At 34.0% G+C, this 15,179-nt stretch carries 13 protein-coding genes; all 13 read right to left on the bottom strand.

What is annotated here, in order from left to right; genetic code table 11:
* Positions 1–4: 4 nt before the first annotated feature.
* On the bottom strand, positions 5–418 hold the full coding sequence (locus PDL71_RS01240; protein WP_407524335.1) for a hypothetical protein: 414 nt from the start codon (positions 416–418) through the stop codon (positions 5–7).
* Between the two features lie 359 nt (positions 419–777).
* Entirely contained in the window at positions 778–2,520 is a 1,743-nt protein-coding gene (locus tag PDL71_RS01235; RefSeq protein ID WP_407524333.1) for a T9SS type A sorting domain-containing protein, read from the bottom strand.
* A gap of 254 nt (positions 2,521–2,774) precedes the next feature.
* Positions 2,775–3,500: an autotransporter outer membrane beta-barrel domain-containing protein gene (locus tag PDL71_RS01230; RefSeq protein WP_407524331.1), complete on the bottom strand. Its 726-nt coding sequence runs from the start codon at positions 3,498–3,500 to the stop codon at positions 2,775–2,777.
* A gap of 519 nt (positions 3,501–4,019) precedes the next feature.
* The gene (locus PDL71_RS01225) at positions 4,020–6,206 is read right to left on the bottom strand and encodes a peptidase domain-containing ABC transporter (RefSeq protein ID WP_407524329.1); all 2,187 of its coding nucleotides are present in this window, start codon (positions 6,204–6,206) and stop codon (positions 4,020–4,022) included.
* A gap of 16 nt (positions 6,207–6,222) precedes the next feature.
* A complete protein-coding gene (locus PDL71_RS01220) occupies positions 6,223–6,738 on the bottom strand; it encodes a peroxiredoxin family protein (protein WP_407524327.1) in 516 nt (171 codons plus the stop codon).
* A gap of 11 nt (positions 6,739–6,749) precedes the next feature.
* Positions 6,750–7,295, bottom strand: coding sequence for a hypothetical protein (locus PDL71_RS01215; RefSeq protein ID WP_407524325.1), 546 nt, complete (start codon positions 7,293–7,295; stop codon positions 6,750–6,752).
* A 225-nt stretch (positions 7,296–7,520) separates the two neighbouring features.
* Entirely contained in the window at positions 7,521–8,207 is a 687-nt protein-coding gene (locus tag PDL71_RS01210) for an ATP-binding cassette domain-containing protein (protein WP_407524323.1), read from the bottom strand.
* The gene (locus PDL71_RS01205; RefSeq protein ID WP_407528441.1) at positions 8,204–8,863 is read right to left on the bottom strand and encodes a hypothetical protein; all 660 of its coding nucleotides are present in this window, start codon (positions 8,861–8,863) and stop codon (positions 8,204–8,206) included. Before PDL71_RS01205 ends, PDL71_RS01210 begins: the two co-directional genes overlap by 4 nt.
* 828 nt (positions 8,864–9,691) lie before the next feature.
* A complete protein-coding gene (locus PDL71_RS01200; RefSeq protein WP_407524321.1) occupies positions 9,692–9,871 on the bottom strand; it encodes a hypothetical protein in 180 nt (59 codons plus the stop codon).
* A 609-nt stretch (positions 9,872–10,480) separates the two neighbouring features.
* Positions 10,481–10,912, bottom strand: a complete 432-nt coding sequence (locus tag PDL71_RS01195; protein ID WP_407524319.1) for a hypothetical protein — start codon at positions 10,910–10,912, stop codon at positions 10,481–10,483.
* Positions 10,913–11,215: 303 nt separating this feature from the next.
* Positions 11,216–13,156: a hypothetical protein gene (locus tag PDL71_RS01190; RefSeq protein ID WP_407524317.1), complete on the bottom strand. Its 1,941-nt coding sequence runs from the start codon at positions 13,154–13,156 to the stop codon at positions 11,216–11,218.
* Positions 13,156–14,430, bottom strand: coding sequence for a protein phosphatase 2C domain-containing protein (locus PDL71_RS01185; RefSeq protein WP_407524315.1), 1,275 nt, complete (start codon positions 14,428–14,430; stop codon positions 13,156–13,158). The genes PDL71_RS01190 and PDL71_RS01185 overlap by 1 nt, the downstream gene beginning before the upstream one ends.
* Positions 14,430–15,161, bottom strand: a complete 732-nt coding sequence (locus PDL71_RS01180; protein WP_407524313.1) for a hypothetical protein — start codon at positions 15,159–15,161, stop codon at positions 14,430–14,432. The genes PDL71_RS01185 and PDL71_RS01180 overlap by 1 nt, the downstream gene beginning before the upstream one ends.
* Positions 15,162–15,179: the final 18 nt, after the last annotated feature.

The following is a 15,179-nucleotide window of genomic DNA, read 5'->3' as shown; positions in this document are numbered from 1 at the left end:
TTTTTTAGCGAATTTCACCTTGATTTAAAACGGTTAGTTCTTTTAGATTGTATGTTATCGGTGATGATACAGTACAGCCTGTGGTTATTATCTTATCTGCTGAAATTATTCTGTAATCTATTGATACTTTCATGCCTATTACTTTTAGTTGCTGGTTAAGCCCATTTGTTTTTAATACATTAGTGTATTTAGAACCATTAACTAGTAGTGTGTCTCCAACTTTTGGATTGTCTGAACCGTACGTAAAATCAATTAGCCAAAAGTCTTTGCTTTCATCTGTGTTACATGTTTCTTTGCCAATTACAAAACCTTGTATGTTTTTATAATCTGGCTTGTATGGCGGCTTGTTACATGAACTGCTTGAAAGTGTGCCAACTACTGAAATTGCAATAAGAAGTAGAATAATTTGATGTCTCATAGATTTTTATTTAAAGATAAAAAATTTATGTGTCATTGGTGGTGGTATGTCGGTTATGTGCATTGTCGAAATTAGCGAGGGGGGTCTGTTTGCCTTGCAGCCAACGAACAGGTATTGCCGAAGTGCAGGGAATAGAATTACGTCAGCCTTGGCTAACCGCTGTTGAGTAAAGTTAAAAATGTTGATGATATGCACATAGCTAAATTACTAACGTCAAGCTGGATATGAAGCTAAATTGAAAAACAAAAGTTGAAACACGGCTTCCGTCAGCCTGCATTTTGGCAATACATTTGTTGTAAGCTGCCCTTACGTCTATTAAAAAAGAAAGGCAAGGTTTTTTTCTTGCCTTATCTTTTACTTTATTGAACAATGACTTTAGTCGTTGTCGTTTCACCATTTCTTTCGGTTGTCAATACATAAACACCTGCTTTTAAACCTCTAATGTCCAAATTGTAATTCATGAGTTTTGATTCATTAAATGTCCATCTTTTAAGCACCTGATTAGTATTAATGTCAGAAATACTAAAGTTTGTTTTACCAGTTACTGTTAGTTTATTTTGATTTTCTTTATCTATATCATTTGAACTAATAGCTTCTTTGATAATTGTGACATTTAAATTGTCATTTGCAGGGTTAGGTGAAACTGCAACCCTTCCAAAACCACCGATTGAAGTAACATTAAATGTATAAGTTCTTCGTATTGTACCACAATTGGTGCCAGCATCTAAATAAATATTTTTTATTACGGTGCCATACCCGTAAGGAGATGTCATAAAACTGGCAGTGAAATATAAACCATTTGCTGTGGTGTTCTCAAAAGTCCATGTATTATTAGGAAATGTTTGAGTGGTAATATTAAATACTATTGAAACCCATGAATTGCGAGGCAGATATAAATTTTGATAAGTGTCATTAGTTATAGAATATTGTGTTGAACCGCCATTCACTGTATAATGGCCAATTACATTTCCAGAAGGAGTAATTGTGTTTGGTAATGCAGATACGTTAGTTGTATTTGTCGTCAGAGCATTTGTGGCTGTTGGGTCAAGCCAATTGCTTAATCTTGTTGCATTTGTCCCTCCTCCTGTCCATGAAAGGTCAAAACGTCCCCCAAACTTTCTACTTCGATTGCAAACAGGAAGATTACCATCATCAATTCCAAAATGCTGCCCTATAATTCTATGGTTTTGGTCAAAATAAGGTGACCCAGAAGAACCACCCTGTGTCGCACCTTGGTCTAAACCTAATCTCCAACATTGTGCACCATCGAAATTATCAAAAACAGGGGCTTCAATATCTCTAGAAATTTTCATAACATCTCCTTGTGGATGATGAATGATTGTTGATTGAGTAATGCCATTGGTGCTTCTACTCCAACCAGCATAATTTATATTAGAGTTTGAAGGAGGTGTATTATTTAACTCTACTAAACAAAAATCTGTACCTGCCCAATTAGCTCTAAGTGTAGAACCGTTATAAGTAACCCCGTCACTATTAGTGCCAGGATGTGGGCATGTGGTACTCCATGCCTGAAACGTAAATCGCCAAGCAGAAACATTTTGTTGTGGCTGACCTTTCGGCTTAAAACAATGATTTGCTGTGAGAAAAAAGGGTCTACTTGTATTACATGTATTCATTACCATAGCACCACTACACCAAACTTCACCGTTATCATTAAGAATTAAAGCTACACTGTTTCTTTCAGCTTCCCAACCAGTCCCTAATGGGCAAATTACATTTATATTGCAAGATTCAGAAGTGCCAAAGCCAGCAGTCTCTGTTTTATAGATATGCTTGTACCCATAAGCAATATTATTTGAATGCAGTACTAGTTCTTTAAAGGTTGAAGTTGGCGTTTTTATTTCAATATTCAAATATTCGCCTTGATAAACCCAACTCCCCCAAACTTTACTTGCATTGTTTTCTTTTTCTGTAATTGGCCCAGTAATCATATTTCCGTTTTCATTGTAAACGTACATTTCTGTGCCTGAAGGCAAACTGAATTCGTCAAAATTTATGCTAGCTGATAATGCCCCATTTACACGTATTAAGAATTTACAATAAGCAAAACTATTTTCAAATGACCAGTTGGCCTGTTTCACAATATCAATGTTTACATTAACTGCACTCGCAAGTTGAAATGGCTTTTCATCATTTGATGAAGAGGAGTTTGCTTTTTCCTTTTCCAGTAAATCTTTGATATTTTTTTTCTTGACTTCGAAATCAATTTCAGTTTTGTATGCTTTGTTAAACTTGCCTTTACTGGTTATTTTATCGGAGTTATTGAGATTGGTTCTTACTTGCGCATTTGCTGTAAAGAATGTAAAAAATAAAAAAAGTAAAACGATTGTCGTAGTTATTTTTTACATAAATGGTTATTTTTTAATTGATAAAATAGAGAAAGAGTAGTGCCATATGAAAATTTTGGATAAGCTATGATTTGGGTGTCATCTGAATAATCATATTTGTTAAATATTTCATCATCGTTCCAACGTGTATAAAAAGGGAAAGTAATTGCTGCTGCGATAGAAATTCTATCTTTTAAGTATCGTTCACATCGAAAATCCATGTTTATCATTCTTCCAATTGCAAAGTTCTTTTTATAAACTTCGTTTGTACCCGGAGAATATTCTTGCTGATATTTTTGTCTATAAGATCTGTACATATTGTAATTTACTTGCCCTGTCAATGACCATTTCTCGTTGACCATTTTTTGGTAACCTAAACCTACTAAAATTTGAATGTTTTGATAAGAGTACTTATTTGTACTAACTAGTGGTTCTGACCCGTTCGGAGTTCTGTATTGAAACGGTCTTTGTATATTAAATCTTTGTTTATAGTACCCAACTCCTCCAATAATAAATAAGTTTTTATAGAAAAAATGAGAATAATTGATATTTGCCCCATAGCTGATAGCACTACCTTTTGGTTCTCTTCTGTTACCTAAAGTGTAGTAAACTCCTTCAGAAGTATTCAAAATAATTGGTATAGAAAGACCCAGTTTACTATAATTCTTTTTCTCTTGCGAAAGCGATGTGATTCCATTGCATAGCAATAATAGGAGCAATAATTGTTTTTTCATACTTTATGTTTTGATGATGTAATAATACTTTTATTATTTGTGGTGGTGATAGACCTATGTTACTCATACCATAGTAGAAAGTTAGTTTTTATTTGTCAGCCCTTAAATATTAGTTACAAATATTTAGGGTGTGTCCGACAGGGTTGCTTACAACGAGCAGGTATTGCCGAAGTGCAGGGAATAGAATTCCGTCCGCCCCGGCTGACCGCTGCTGAGTAAAGATAAAAAAGATGATGATATGCACATAGCTAAATAGATAAGGTCAGGCTGGATATGAAGCTAAATTGAAATACAAAAGTTGAAACACGGCTTCCGTCAGCCTGCATTTTGGCAATACATTTGTTGTAAGCAGCCCTGTCGTCTGTCAGAACGTTAACTGTTACGTAATGTTCTCTGTCGCCATAAAGCTGCCTGCCCTGCTTGGGAGAAAGACAGGCTCTTACCGCAGCTTTGCCTTTGTGTGTGGGCTTTGAGCGGCTGCGGTATGTGCCTGTCTTTGCAGCTTGGCCGGTTACGAACTTACCCTACCATGTCGGCCCAGTAGCGGCTGTATAAATTGTCAGATTGCAGGAGAGTGTCATGATTACCCGTTGAGGCAATAGAACCCCTGTCCAGCAAGTAGATACGGTCGCAAAAGGATTTAAGAACATGCAGCCTGTGGGTGATGAGGATGATTGCCATTTGTGATTTCAGTCGTTGCAGCAATTGTAATACAAAGAGTTCACTTTCCCTGTCCATAGCCGCTGTCGCTTCGTCTAAGAGTAACAGTTGCGGTCGGTGGTATAATGCCCTTGCCAGCGCAATCATTTGTTTTTGTCCGCCGGAAAGGTTAATACCTTCTTCACCTACCAGTGTCATTACAGATTGAGGTAATGTGTCCATAAAAGAGGCAAAACCATAACCATGTAAAAACTCAACAACTGTTTGTGGATTTTTAGCAGCATCCTCAAAAGCAATGTTTTCCAAAACAGTTCCGTTAAAAATATGCACCTGCTGCGGCACTACGGCGGCAACTTTTTTCCAGTTAGAAATTTGAATGTTAGATAAACTTATTCTATCATTAATCAGAACGTCTCCGTTTTCAGGAGTGTAATGCTGCATTAGTAATTGAACCAATGTGCTTTTGCCACATCCGTTTTCACCCATTAGGGCGATGATTTCACCTTTTTTAACTTCAAAAGATACATTTTGCAGCACAGGACTTCTGCCGGGATAGCGAAAGGAAATATTCTTTACCTCAAGTTGTTTGAAATCCGATAGTTCCAACTGCCCGTTTTCTTGTGGATTTATTCCTGCAAACTCATACATACGGTTAAAGGCTATACGGGCTTCGTTGATGGGTATGCTTAACAAGGCAAGATTCGCTACCGAAGGCAACAGCGAACCTACCATACCCATTACAGCCATTAGTTCACCCGCCTTTAATTGGTTGTGCAAGACCTTATAACTTAAAAAGAGCAACAAACCACATAACAAAAACGCTGCAAATACATTGGCAACAAAGGATAGTCGCATTTGTATTTGTCCTAAACGGAATATAGCCGATTGGTATTGATTGTAAATAGCATTGTTTGTTTCTGAAAACAGATTTTCCTTATTATGATTTTTTACAGGCTCAATGCCCTGCAGCGTAGAAATATAGTTGCTCTCAGCCATAGCATAACCAGCCATTGTGTTACGCTGTGCTTCAATGATTTTTTTATTGCTTCTGTAAATGAGTAAGAAGAAAACAGGCAAAGCGGCTAAAGTAATTAGGCCGCTGCTTAAAGAATACGAAAAAACAAATACCAGCGTAACCAATACTACAATGCTATCCAATAATGTGTTACCTGCAATCTGGCTCACTACCCGTTGAATGCGGTTAGTATCGTGGAGACGGGCGGTAAGTTCACCAATTTTACGGGTGTCAAAAAAAGGTTTGGGTAAATAAAGCAGTTTGGAAAAGAACTCTTTTACAATACGGAGGTTAAATTCTTTGGATTGGCGAAGCAATAGTTGTGTGCGTACAAGGCTAATGGCTTCCTTTGCCAGTAAGAGCAGAAAAACAAATCCAATACCAGTATAAAGTTTGTTGTACAGTTTATTGGGTAAAAATTCATCAATCAACCGTTGGGAAAAGACGGCCATGGTTAGACCAAGCGCTGCAATAGCAATACCCATCGCTGCTGCAATAAGCAGAAGCGGCACATCTGGTTTTACAAGTTCTCCGAACCATTGTTTTTTTAAATGATTGATGTCTTTCTTTTTTTGAAATGTTTCATTGGGAGTAAGTATCAGGCAGGCTTTTGACTGCCAGATGTTTTCCAGTTCAGCAGGTGTCATATAAACAATTCCCTTTGCTGGGTCACCAATAATCAAAAGAAGGTTACCATTGTCTTCTTTCTTACCAAAATATACCACATAGTGTTGTAAATTGTTTGCTAAAAGCACATGTAAAATGCAGGGCGAAGGGTGAGCCAGTAAAGCATCCATATCTGCCTCACAACCTTCTGCATCAAAACCTGTCGCCCTTGCTGCCTGATATAAACCTAACATTGTGGTGCCAGTTATGGTAGCACCACTAAGGCGGTGCAAGTTTTCAAAATCATTATAGCCGCCGTAGTAGCGAATAAGTGAAAGCAGGCAGGCAACGCCGCAGTCTTTTTGGTCTTGCTGCTGTATAACAGAGGGCGTAAGATTTGCTGTTTTTTTTAAAGACAAAAGCATAGAAAATATGTATTAGCTAAGGTTGTAGAAGGTAAGCAATGCTACACTCACCGCTGTGTTTGCGTAGTAAAGTTCCATTATTATACACATAAAAAGAAGGAACGGAAACCGTTCCAAATGCCTTAATGAATTGTAAAGCAGTATCGTTCAATACTGTTACCCCAGGTAACTTCGAAAGATTCATACTGTCGGCAAAACGCTTTGTTTTCTCCCTTGTATTTGAGGTAATCATAAGCCAGTTTACATCTTTTAAAATAGCCCGCTCACGGAACATATCATGCACCATATTTTGGCAATGATCGCAATCTGGATTAAAATAGTTGATCACTAAAAGTTTTTTAGTTTTTTTAAAACTATCAGTTTGAAAAATGCTACCATCAATTTTACGGAGTTCAATCGAGGGCAAGTATTGCTTAGATGTATTAAGCTTTTCCTTAGACTGTGCTGCCCTTAATATTTTATAGACGAGATAAACAGACGCCAAAAGAAATATGATCTGCATGAAAATTACAACTACTTTACGACGATTCATTTAATTATATATTATGGTTGAAATACTACTGACAAATAGCTAACCAGCAAAATCCAAAGTGCAAGCCCCGGCAGATAAGAAGATGCCACAAATTTTAAAGAAGGGAAAAACTCTTTTTTTGATTCTCCGGCAATCATCCATGATAGAAAGAAAACGTAGCTTAATTCAAATACATTGAGTGTATTAAAAAAGTAACTGCTCCACTTGGGCATATTATTTGATGAAAATACTTGCAATGAAAACGGATTCAAAGATAATTGCTCTAATGAATGTATATCAACAAAAAATTCGTTATAAAGAAGTCCAGCCACTGCACTAACAGTAAAAATAATTTCTGCCTGAATACTTATTTTCCAGAAAGGGATATCTATAAAACGATCTGCAACAAAGCTACCAGCCTTTAAACATAACCATGTAAAACTAATGCGAAGTATTAGAGTTAGTGGAATTAATAAATAACTTACCCATTGCCACTTGCGTACAAAATTCAAATAATCTTCAAATTGCTGATCTGTCATTTCTACGCCAACAAGTAAACGGTATAAATCATCGGTCAAAAAGTATGTTTGGCTGTAAAAGGTAATTATCAGTTGTACAAAAAATAGGCACAGAAATAATATAAAGGTTGAATTACGCATATAAATTTTATTTCTATAGGTTTAAGCAAGAAAATAAACTAAAAATCAAATTTGGTTTTTATCAATTTAGTAATGAGTGGAAAATGATATTCATTTGTTAAACTTTTAAAAAACATATCATTTCTATTCTAGGATGGATAAAAACTATTTATTGAAATAGTTTAATATTGTCTGTTTAGAATTTAAAATATCAGTAGAATTTTGAATAATTGCACCGTTCTCTAGTAATATTACTTGATCTGCAATTTCAAACGAATGATCGATATTATGACTAGATAAAAGAATTGTAACGCTTTGAGATTTTTTATTTTCCTTAAAAAAAGATAATAATATATTTTGTGAAGAAGGGTCAATGTTTGCAAAAGGTTCATCTAAAATAAGAAGTGGTTTGTTTTGAAGAATAGCCGATAAGATTCCAACTTTATTTCTGTTCCCAACAGATAAATTTGATATAAGAACATTTTTATTTTTTTGATAATCGAAAAAAGCCTCCCAAATTTTCAAAGAATTTTTGAATTTTATTTTGTCTAAATCATTAATAGAAATGATTAATTCAAAATATTCAGATACAGTCAAATATTCAAATAAAAATGATTCGTCTAGAAATGCTGCAACTTTTCTAGAATCAAAAATTTTGTTTGCAAAATCAGTATAATTTACATAGCCCTCGGTTGGTGAAAGCAAATTACAAATTAATCTAAGCAGAGTTGTTTTCCCTGCACCATTATTGCCCATAATGCATACATTCGCATTAGTCATAAAATGTGCAGAAGGGATATTTACTGCTATTTTATCTTTGAAGAGTTTTTTTAAGTTGTGTATTTCAATCATATTGAAATTAGTTTTTCAAATAATATTTGTTTCTTTTTTAATATTTTAAGAACAAGAAATTTTACTAAAGAGTGTTTAATAGAAAGTGTAACAAGTGATAATATTAAGAAAAATACATATGCATAATCGGCTGTGTTTGTCAAATCAAAAATAAAATAAGTCAAGCACGTAAAAGCAATAAATATTAAAAATGAAAGTTGCGGTATGGAAGATTTGTCATCCCAGTGTGAGAGTATAGATTTTTCTCTAAGGTTAATTTTAAAATTATTAGACAGGCCGAAGTATAAGTATAAAGGTGGTAGACAAATGGTAGAATAAATATACAAGATTGTAAGTTTTATAAGTTCGATATTTAATGATAGCCTAATTATGTTGATAATTAGCAAAACAATAAAGCTTATTGAAGTCAGAAGTGCCATTGTTAGATATTTCCCATTGATATATTTATTTATTTTGATTTTGTCATTTGTAAAAAGAACAATTGACAAACTTGAGCTATCCCATGAAATATAGTTTTGACCGTAGTAAGATGTCAAAAAAATAAGACTAAAAAGAGTATAAAAAAAAGGATAAGTAGAATTCTCGTTATAGGATCGATTTGTGTATGACGTATAAATAAAAATGATAAGGCTGAAACCAATCCATAGACTTTTCATTCTGTTAACCCTGAGAATAAGCAGAAAGTCCTTAATAGTCCAAGACCAAGTAAGGCTCTTTGGCATTTGAAAGAGTTTACGTTGTGGATCATAAGTGCTATAATAATCATAAGAAAGCGTGTATCTGTGACATTTTAAAACAAGTATATTAAGTGCAATGAAGCCTGAAGAAAACAGTAGTACATAGAACTTTAAATACTTTTCATAATAAAAACTTATATGACCTAAGTAAGTTATAGCAAGGATGGGTATAGAAATAAATATCAGGAAAATTATAAAATATTTCGGGATTAAATATTTTATAATGATGTTAATCAAATTGGTACTTAAGACTGTTAAGAGAAGCATAAGAATATCAACTGTTAATTGATATTCCTTCCACTCGATTAAAATCGCCGAACCTATTACTGCAAAAAAAACATTATAAAGATTAATTTGTGACACGATTGGGAAAACACTATTAATATGGTTTTCACTGATACCAAGTTTTTTTAAGGTGAACAAATCAAAGTTTGGTGGATTCTGAAAAAATATCCGTAATAATAGAATACCAATAAAACTGTAACACAAAAATGAACCGTTGGATACTAATTCAGTAAAGTTGTTTTTGTTTATAACAAAACTTGCAGTATATATTGAAAAATAGCAGACAAGACTACTAAAAGTGAATAAAATTAACTTAACGTATTTATTTTTTGTTACTGACCGTATTTCTTTTTTTAAGTATAAACTAATCAAATCGGTTTTTGTCATTGAACTGCTAAATATTTACTTAAAATGAATAATAGAGGCTATCTAAATTTAGAAAGATAGCCTCTATAAGTTTACTTAGATTAAATCACATGCTTTCAAGGCATTTCTAAGAGTAAAAGGCAATAAAACCAAGCCCCATCCTCCTGTAATTATACCAACTGCGAGAGATGCGGCATATTCTGCAGCAGCCCATCCGCAATCTGCGTCACCGCCAGCAGTAAGATTTTCAAGCTCAGCCATTTGAAGTTGTCTCATAGTTTTGTTTTTTGTTTAATTTTTTCTCGTCTTGAGTTCAGCTTTATCCTGAACAGGGCTTACAGTAATTATTCCCTCATAGCTTATGCTAATCCTTGCAGTATACTATGCAGCTGCAATGCAGTACTTCGTTGTTTTTCTTTGGGTCAACAAAGACATAATGTCCCGCAATTCATAGCTACTGAATTTTTTTTAAAAAGTTCTTTTGTTCATGTTTTGCACAGCTGTTGATAGATAATTGTTAGCTCAGTTGTGCGATGGCCTTGCAGCTCTTAACGCAGCTTTGTTTTGTGTCTGGCTTTGTGCTGCTGCGGTATGTGCTGCAACGAAGCGTAGATTAAAATAAAGTTGAAAAATTCATAATTCCAAAATAAATATTGTAAAATGTCGGTAGGGTTGCTTACAACGTTCAAGGCTTTGTGCAGGTTGGGGATTTCGAGTTCCGTCTGCTTGATAACGTCAGCCAAATTTATAGGTTTAAGTTGATGGTTTGTTGTTTTGACGAAAAGCGTTCTGTCGAGCTGGGACTAAAGCCAAATTGAAATACAAAAGTTGAATTGCGTTCCGTCTGCCCAACTTGCACAAAACCTCTTGTTGGCTGCTGTGTTTCTATTTTTCATAACATTTGAGTTTCAATTCATCAAAGTCTAATTCCAAACTGAATTGTCCAATACTGTTTATTAAATTTCTAATTTGTTCTAAATCTTGTGTCTTATTTTTTATTGATTCAATTTCTCTCGGGAAAACTAAATATTCAATTTCTTTAAATGTCAACCAGCCACCAAATGAATTTTTTCCTTCAAATCCAATGTCATAATAATCAAAATTAAGCCTTGTATTTTCGTCAATATACAATTCACCAATTTCGTCACAATGAACTTTCTTAACTTGAACTTTCTTCACAATGTCAATGTTACAGACAAAAAGGTTAATAAGTTTTAACCATTTAGAATTTGATAAATGTCGTTGAGAATACTTTGAAATTGCTTTCTCAATTTTTAGTTCAATTAGTCGTTCTTTATTTAAATCTTGTTTCGTCATTTAATGTATAATCTGTCAAAAACAAACTATAATATGTGTCAAATCAAATATGAAAACTATCTTATTTAGAGTTTTCATCTAACATAGCAGCCAACGTTCAGGGCTTGCTGCTGTGCTGGGATTTTATAATGTCCAGCCCGGAACTGAAGCCCAATAGAATTACTGATGATGAAGATAAGAACTTAAGCCGAATAGAATTACGTCTGACCGAACCGCTGCTGATAGCGAACAAAAAGATGAGGATATATTCGTCAGCCAGCATAGCAGCAAACCCCATGTTGTGCGGTCGTGCTTCTTGTCCGCTTATTCGTTTACCTGACAATCGTAAGGAGTCTCTATGTTTACCATTCTTGCTATCATCCATCGGCTTTTGTTATTGTCAAATGTTGTTTTTTTGACAACAATTTTTTGTTTGTAACACTTATTGCCATTATAAATGTCCTCGGTGTAATAATTGACATAAATTTCAGCTTCTGTGTAACCTTGGGAAATAGTATGAATATCGCCTAATAGAACTTTTGTTACTCCACCAAAAGCTTCATATGAACAAAACCAGACTTTTCCTTTAATTTCCCATGTAGGATTGTAAGTAATATTCCATGCTGCTTCACAATCTTTATTAGCTAATGCACCTAAGAAAACCTTAACTGCTTGTTCTGAAGTCATATCATAATCGTCTTTGTAACTAAACGATGTACTATTATCCTCAGTAGTTGTTAAAATTGCTGCGGCGGTGGTATCTACTGCTATAATAGCGGCAGTTGTATCAGCTGCTGGGTATGCAAAAGTATCAACAACTGCTGCGGTAGTGTCAATATATGATGTTGATGGAGTAGTGTTGTAACTACCTGAATTGTCAACTGATGAAGTGTAAGAAGATGCATTTTGTTTGTTGACACTTGCAACAACAATAACAGCAAAAAAAATAACGGCTATTATCCCAAAAATAATCCACCCAGAATTGTCTGTTTCAGACTTAACAGGAGTTTGAACTGTTTGTAAAGGTGGTACGCTTTCATAACTTTGTTCTAAAGAATTTACTTGATGTGATTGATTTAGGTTCTGAAATGAGTTTACTTTTTCATTAAAATGTAAATCAATAATTGTAGTACTTTGTTCAATTGGCACTTGCTTAAATTGAGTTCCGTATGAAATTACAAGGGTCTTACCAATATATTTTTCCTTGTCAATTTTTAGAGGCGTAATTCCTATTCGTTGGAACGTTGGAGTCAAAACCGCTGCTCCAATCGGGCTTGTAATTATTTCAATTGTACTGCCAAAAATTTCAGTAGGAACAGGTTGAGGAATGATATTTTCAATTATTTGTCCACTGGAATCAAAGATGGTTGGCGGCTCTACACTATCTGGTAATGAATTGCAAAATTTATTTAGTTTGTTTAAATAAAAAGTTAGTGACGGTTGGTTTAGAGCATATAATCTATTAACCAGTTTTGAATTATTGAAGTATTTAAAATCATCGCCGATAAATAATAGATTATCTAAGGTATTAAATCCTCCTTTCATGACTTCAAACCAAAGAGTTTTATCGAACTTTAGAGCCTCAATAGCACAGAGGATAACCCAAAAAGAAAATCTGTCAATTTTTTCATTGTATTGAATTTGAGAACGATTCGGATGTTGAAATTCAGTTCTTCCTCTTTCAAGATTCACTTTGTTCGAAAAAGAGGGGATATACATTCCATCATAGTCAATAAGCTTAATTATATTTCTACCATCTACATTTTTGGCAACAATTATATTTCCGCATTGAATATCTCCGTGTCCTACCTTTAAAAATTCTAAACTTTTACTTACACTTACCACTTCGTTTTGAAGTTCTGTGAGTGCAAAATTATTATCAATAACCTGTGTAATAAAATTGTTTAAAAGCTGCCCTTCAACCCAATCCATCTTTATGACAGGGTAATGTTGATATCCAATATTTATTTCGTCTTCTAGAAGTTGAGTTTTTGTAATCCACGAAGCAGATATATTTTTTAAATAACTGTCAATGCTTCTATATCTGTCAATATTTTCTTTTTCAGCACTGATGAAACATCTTATAGCAAATTCTTTATACTGTTCTTTCGCTTTAAATACTACTGCATACGAACCAGAGCCATAACTATAAATTCTTACAGGAACAGTCCTTGATGGAATAAAAGTTAAATTTGACAATGTTTTGAATGCATTGCCTCCTTTGGCTTGAATAGTTTGATTATATTCTGCAATTGTCGGAAACATTATTGGCCTTTGTTTGTGGTTGAATCTTTCTTCTTTTCTACTGGCTTAATAGTATCCTTTTTTTCTTTTTTTTGATTTTGTGCAGACTTGGATTTATTAGCTACGGTAGGTGTATCGCTTTTGTTAATTAGTTTTATTTCTTTTTTTACAGTTGCTGTATCTTTTTCTTTTGCTTGCAACTGCTTATTTAATTTATCGATTTCTTTCTGCTTGGCTTCTATAATTTCATCTTTGTCATTAAGTTGTTGTTGTAACTGAATTTCGCTGTTAGTTTTTTCTGGTGCTGAATTCTTTTGAAAAATGACAAAATATAATAGGTTAATAAATACCAAACTGATTGCTACCATTATCAACATTTCGTGAAACTTTTGTTTCTTTTTTACTTGGCGAAAGTCATTGGCAACTCCATTGAATTGATTTCTGATTTCATTCATTTGCATATCAGTAAAATTTATTTCGTAGTCGTTTTGAATTAAAGAAGTAGGTATGAATTCTTCTTCCTTTTCTTTTGGAAAAGAAAAATCAATCGGTGGAATGATGATTTTTTTTGTGTATTTATTGTCTATGTTTAGAATGATTGCTGAAATATCATCCTCTTGCAACTCTTTACTATCCCAATACTTCGAACAGAAAACATTTAGCTGTTCAAAATCTTCAATTTGCAGCAGTTCATTAAAAACACTTGGCTTCTTAATGAGCAAACGGCTTAGTGCATCGGTTGCTAAGATTAGTCTGTCTCCATGTTGATACTCAAATGATTTGACAGTAAAATGTGTATCGTCAATCTTTTCTTGAATAAGAGCCTCTGTGTTTATGAAATTATTGTTAGCATCTAAAGAATCTAAATCAGTAAAAGGGTAAGCAGTAATATCGCTATTGGATGCTAATAAGAAAAAGTTACTATCACCGCAAGATATTAACTGAATCTTGTTGTCATTTAAAAAACGTAACGCAATAAAGGTGGCTGTGCCACCTTTACTTTGCTTAGATTTTTCTAATGATGCTTTTGCTGGATTAACGCTAAACTTAAATTTTGAATTTTTATACTTTTCAACACATCCTTTAAAAAGTTGTATTGCTTCGCTGGGTACAAAAGTTGGTGCATTCTCAAATTCATTTGTGATTATCTCTGCCCAAATTTCAGAATTGAAGCTTTGAGTTGTGCCGTCTGCCAACGCCAATATTTTACTATCCGAACTTATTGCATACTTGTCCTGTATGTATTTAAATTCGTAGGATGCTCGTTTATGTATTTGTAAAATAGTTACACTCATTACTGCGGAGTTCCAATATTTAAAAAGTTGATAAGGTCGGTAGCATTGCCGTTAAATACATAGCCTTTTGCGTTGTTTTGGATATTATATCCCTTTTGTTGTGCAAGGCGAATCATATTTTCATTCAGTGGTGTTGATATATCAAAAAGTAGCTTTGCAAATTTGTCGTTTATATTGGAAATATCATTTGGGAAAAGCACTCTATCTCCACTTCTTGATGATATATGAATGTTAAGAATATTGACAGCTCCATAATTAGTTCCTATTCTTTTTATTTGCTCTGCTTCATTTTTCAAATAATGAAAATTACTACCTGAATCTGTTGCTTCGCCATCTGTAATATTGATAATAATTGGTGGATGGCATTCCTTATGATTGCCCCAATTTATCCAATCATTACATAATCTTTTTGCATTCTCAAATGCTTTTGTCATAGGAGTTGAGCCTGTTGCATATGGTTGGATCCAAATAGGTTTGTCATTGTCCTGCCCTAATGGATAATCAAAAATATTTTTGATTGATACAACCCATTTATTTGTTAATTGCCCTTCCCATCCAGATTGTACTTTGTCGTCATTTTTTCCATAGCCAATAATGGCTAATTCAAACCGATTTTTTAACTCGCCGCCATTCCCGATGCAACGAAGCCCTACTTCATAAATTACATCATTGATAGCATTTGCAAGTTCAACAGATTTGCTATGAGACGCATTTCCAAATTTGTCAGCCATCGAGCCGCTTTGGTCAAG

It is taken from the genome of Lacibacter sp. MH-610 (assembly GCF_045780045.1).
Classification (GTDB): Bacteria; Bacteroidota; Bacteroidia; order Chitinophagales; family Chitinophagaceae; genus Lacibacter.
The sequence above is the reverse complement of the archived record's forward strand: the minus strand, read 5'-3'. Positions and strand labels throughout refer to the sequence as shown.

Coding starts and splice junctions, on each gene's coding strand:
- PDL71_RS01240 (WP_407524335.1), bottom strand. CDS start 418: ATGAGACATCAAATTATTCTACTTCTTATTGCAATTTCAGTAGTTGGC.
- PDL71_RS01230 (WP_407524331.1), bottom strand. CDS start 3,500: ATGAAAAAACAATTATTGCTCCTATTATTGCTATGCAATGGAATCACA.
- PDL71_RS01225 (WP_407524329.1), bottom strand. CDS start 6,206: ATGCTTTTGTCTTTAAAAAAAACAGCAAATCTTACGCCCTCTGTTATA.
- PDL71_RS01220 (WP_407524327.1), bottom strand. CDS start 6,738: ATGAATCGTCGTAAAGTAGTTGTAATTTTCATGCAGATCATATTTCTT.
- PDL71_RS01210 (WP_407524323.1), bottom strand. CDS start 8,207: ATGATTGAAATACACAACTTAAAAAAACTCTTCAAAGATAAAATAGCA.
- PDL71_RS01205 (WP_407528441.1), bottom strand. CDS start 8,863: ATGAAAAGTCTATGGATTGGTTTCAGCCTTATCATTTTTATTTATACG.
- PDL71_RS01200 (WP_407524321.1), bottom strand. CDS start 9,871: ATGAGACAACTTCAAATGGCTGAGCTTGAAAATCTTACTGCTGGCGGT.
- PDL71_RS01195 (WP_407524319.1), bottom strand. CDS start 10,912: ATGACGAAACAAGATTTAAATAAAGAACGACTAATTGAACTAAAAATT.
- PDL71_RS01190 (WP_407524317.1), bottom strand. CDS start 13,156: ATGTTTCCGACAATTGCAGAATATAATCAAACTATTCAAGCCAAAGGA.
- PDL71_RS01185 (WP_407524315.1), bottom strand. CDS start 14,430: ATGAGTGTAACTATTTTACAAATACATAAACGAGCATCCTACGAATTT.
- PDL71_RS01180 (WP_407524313.1), bottom strand. CDS start 15,161: ATGGCTGACAAATTTGGAAATGCGTCTCATAGCAAATCTGTTGAACTT.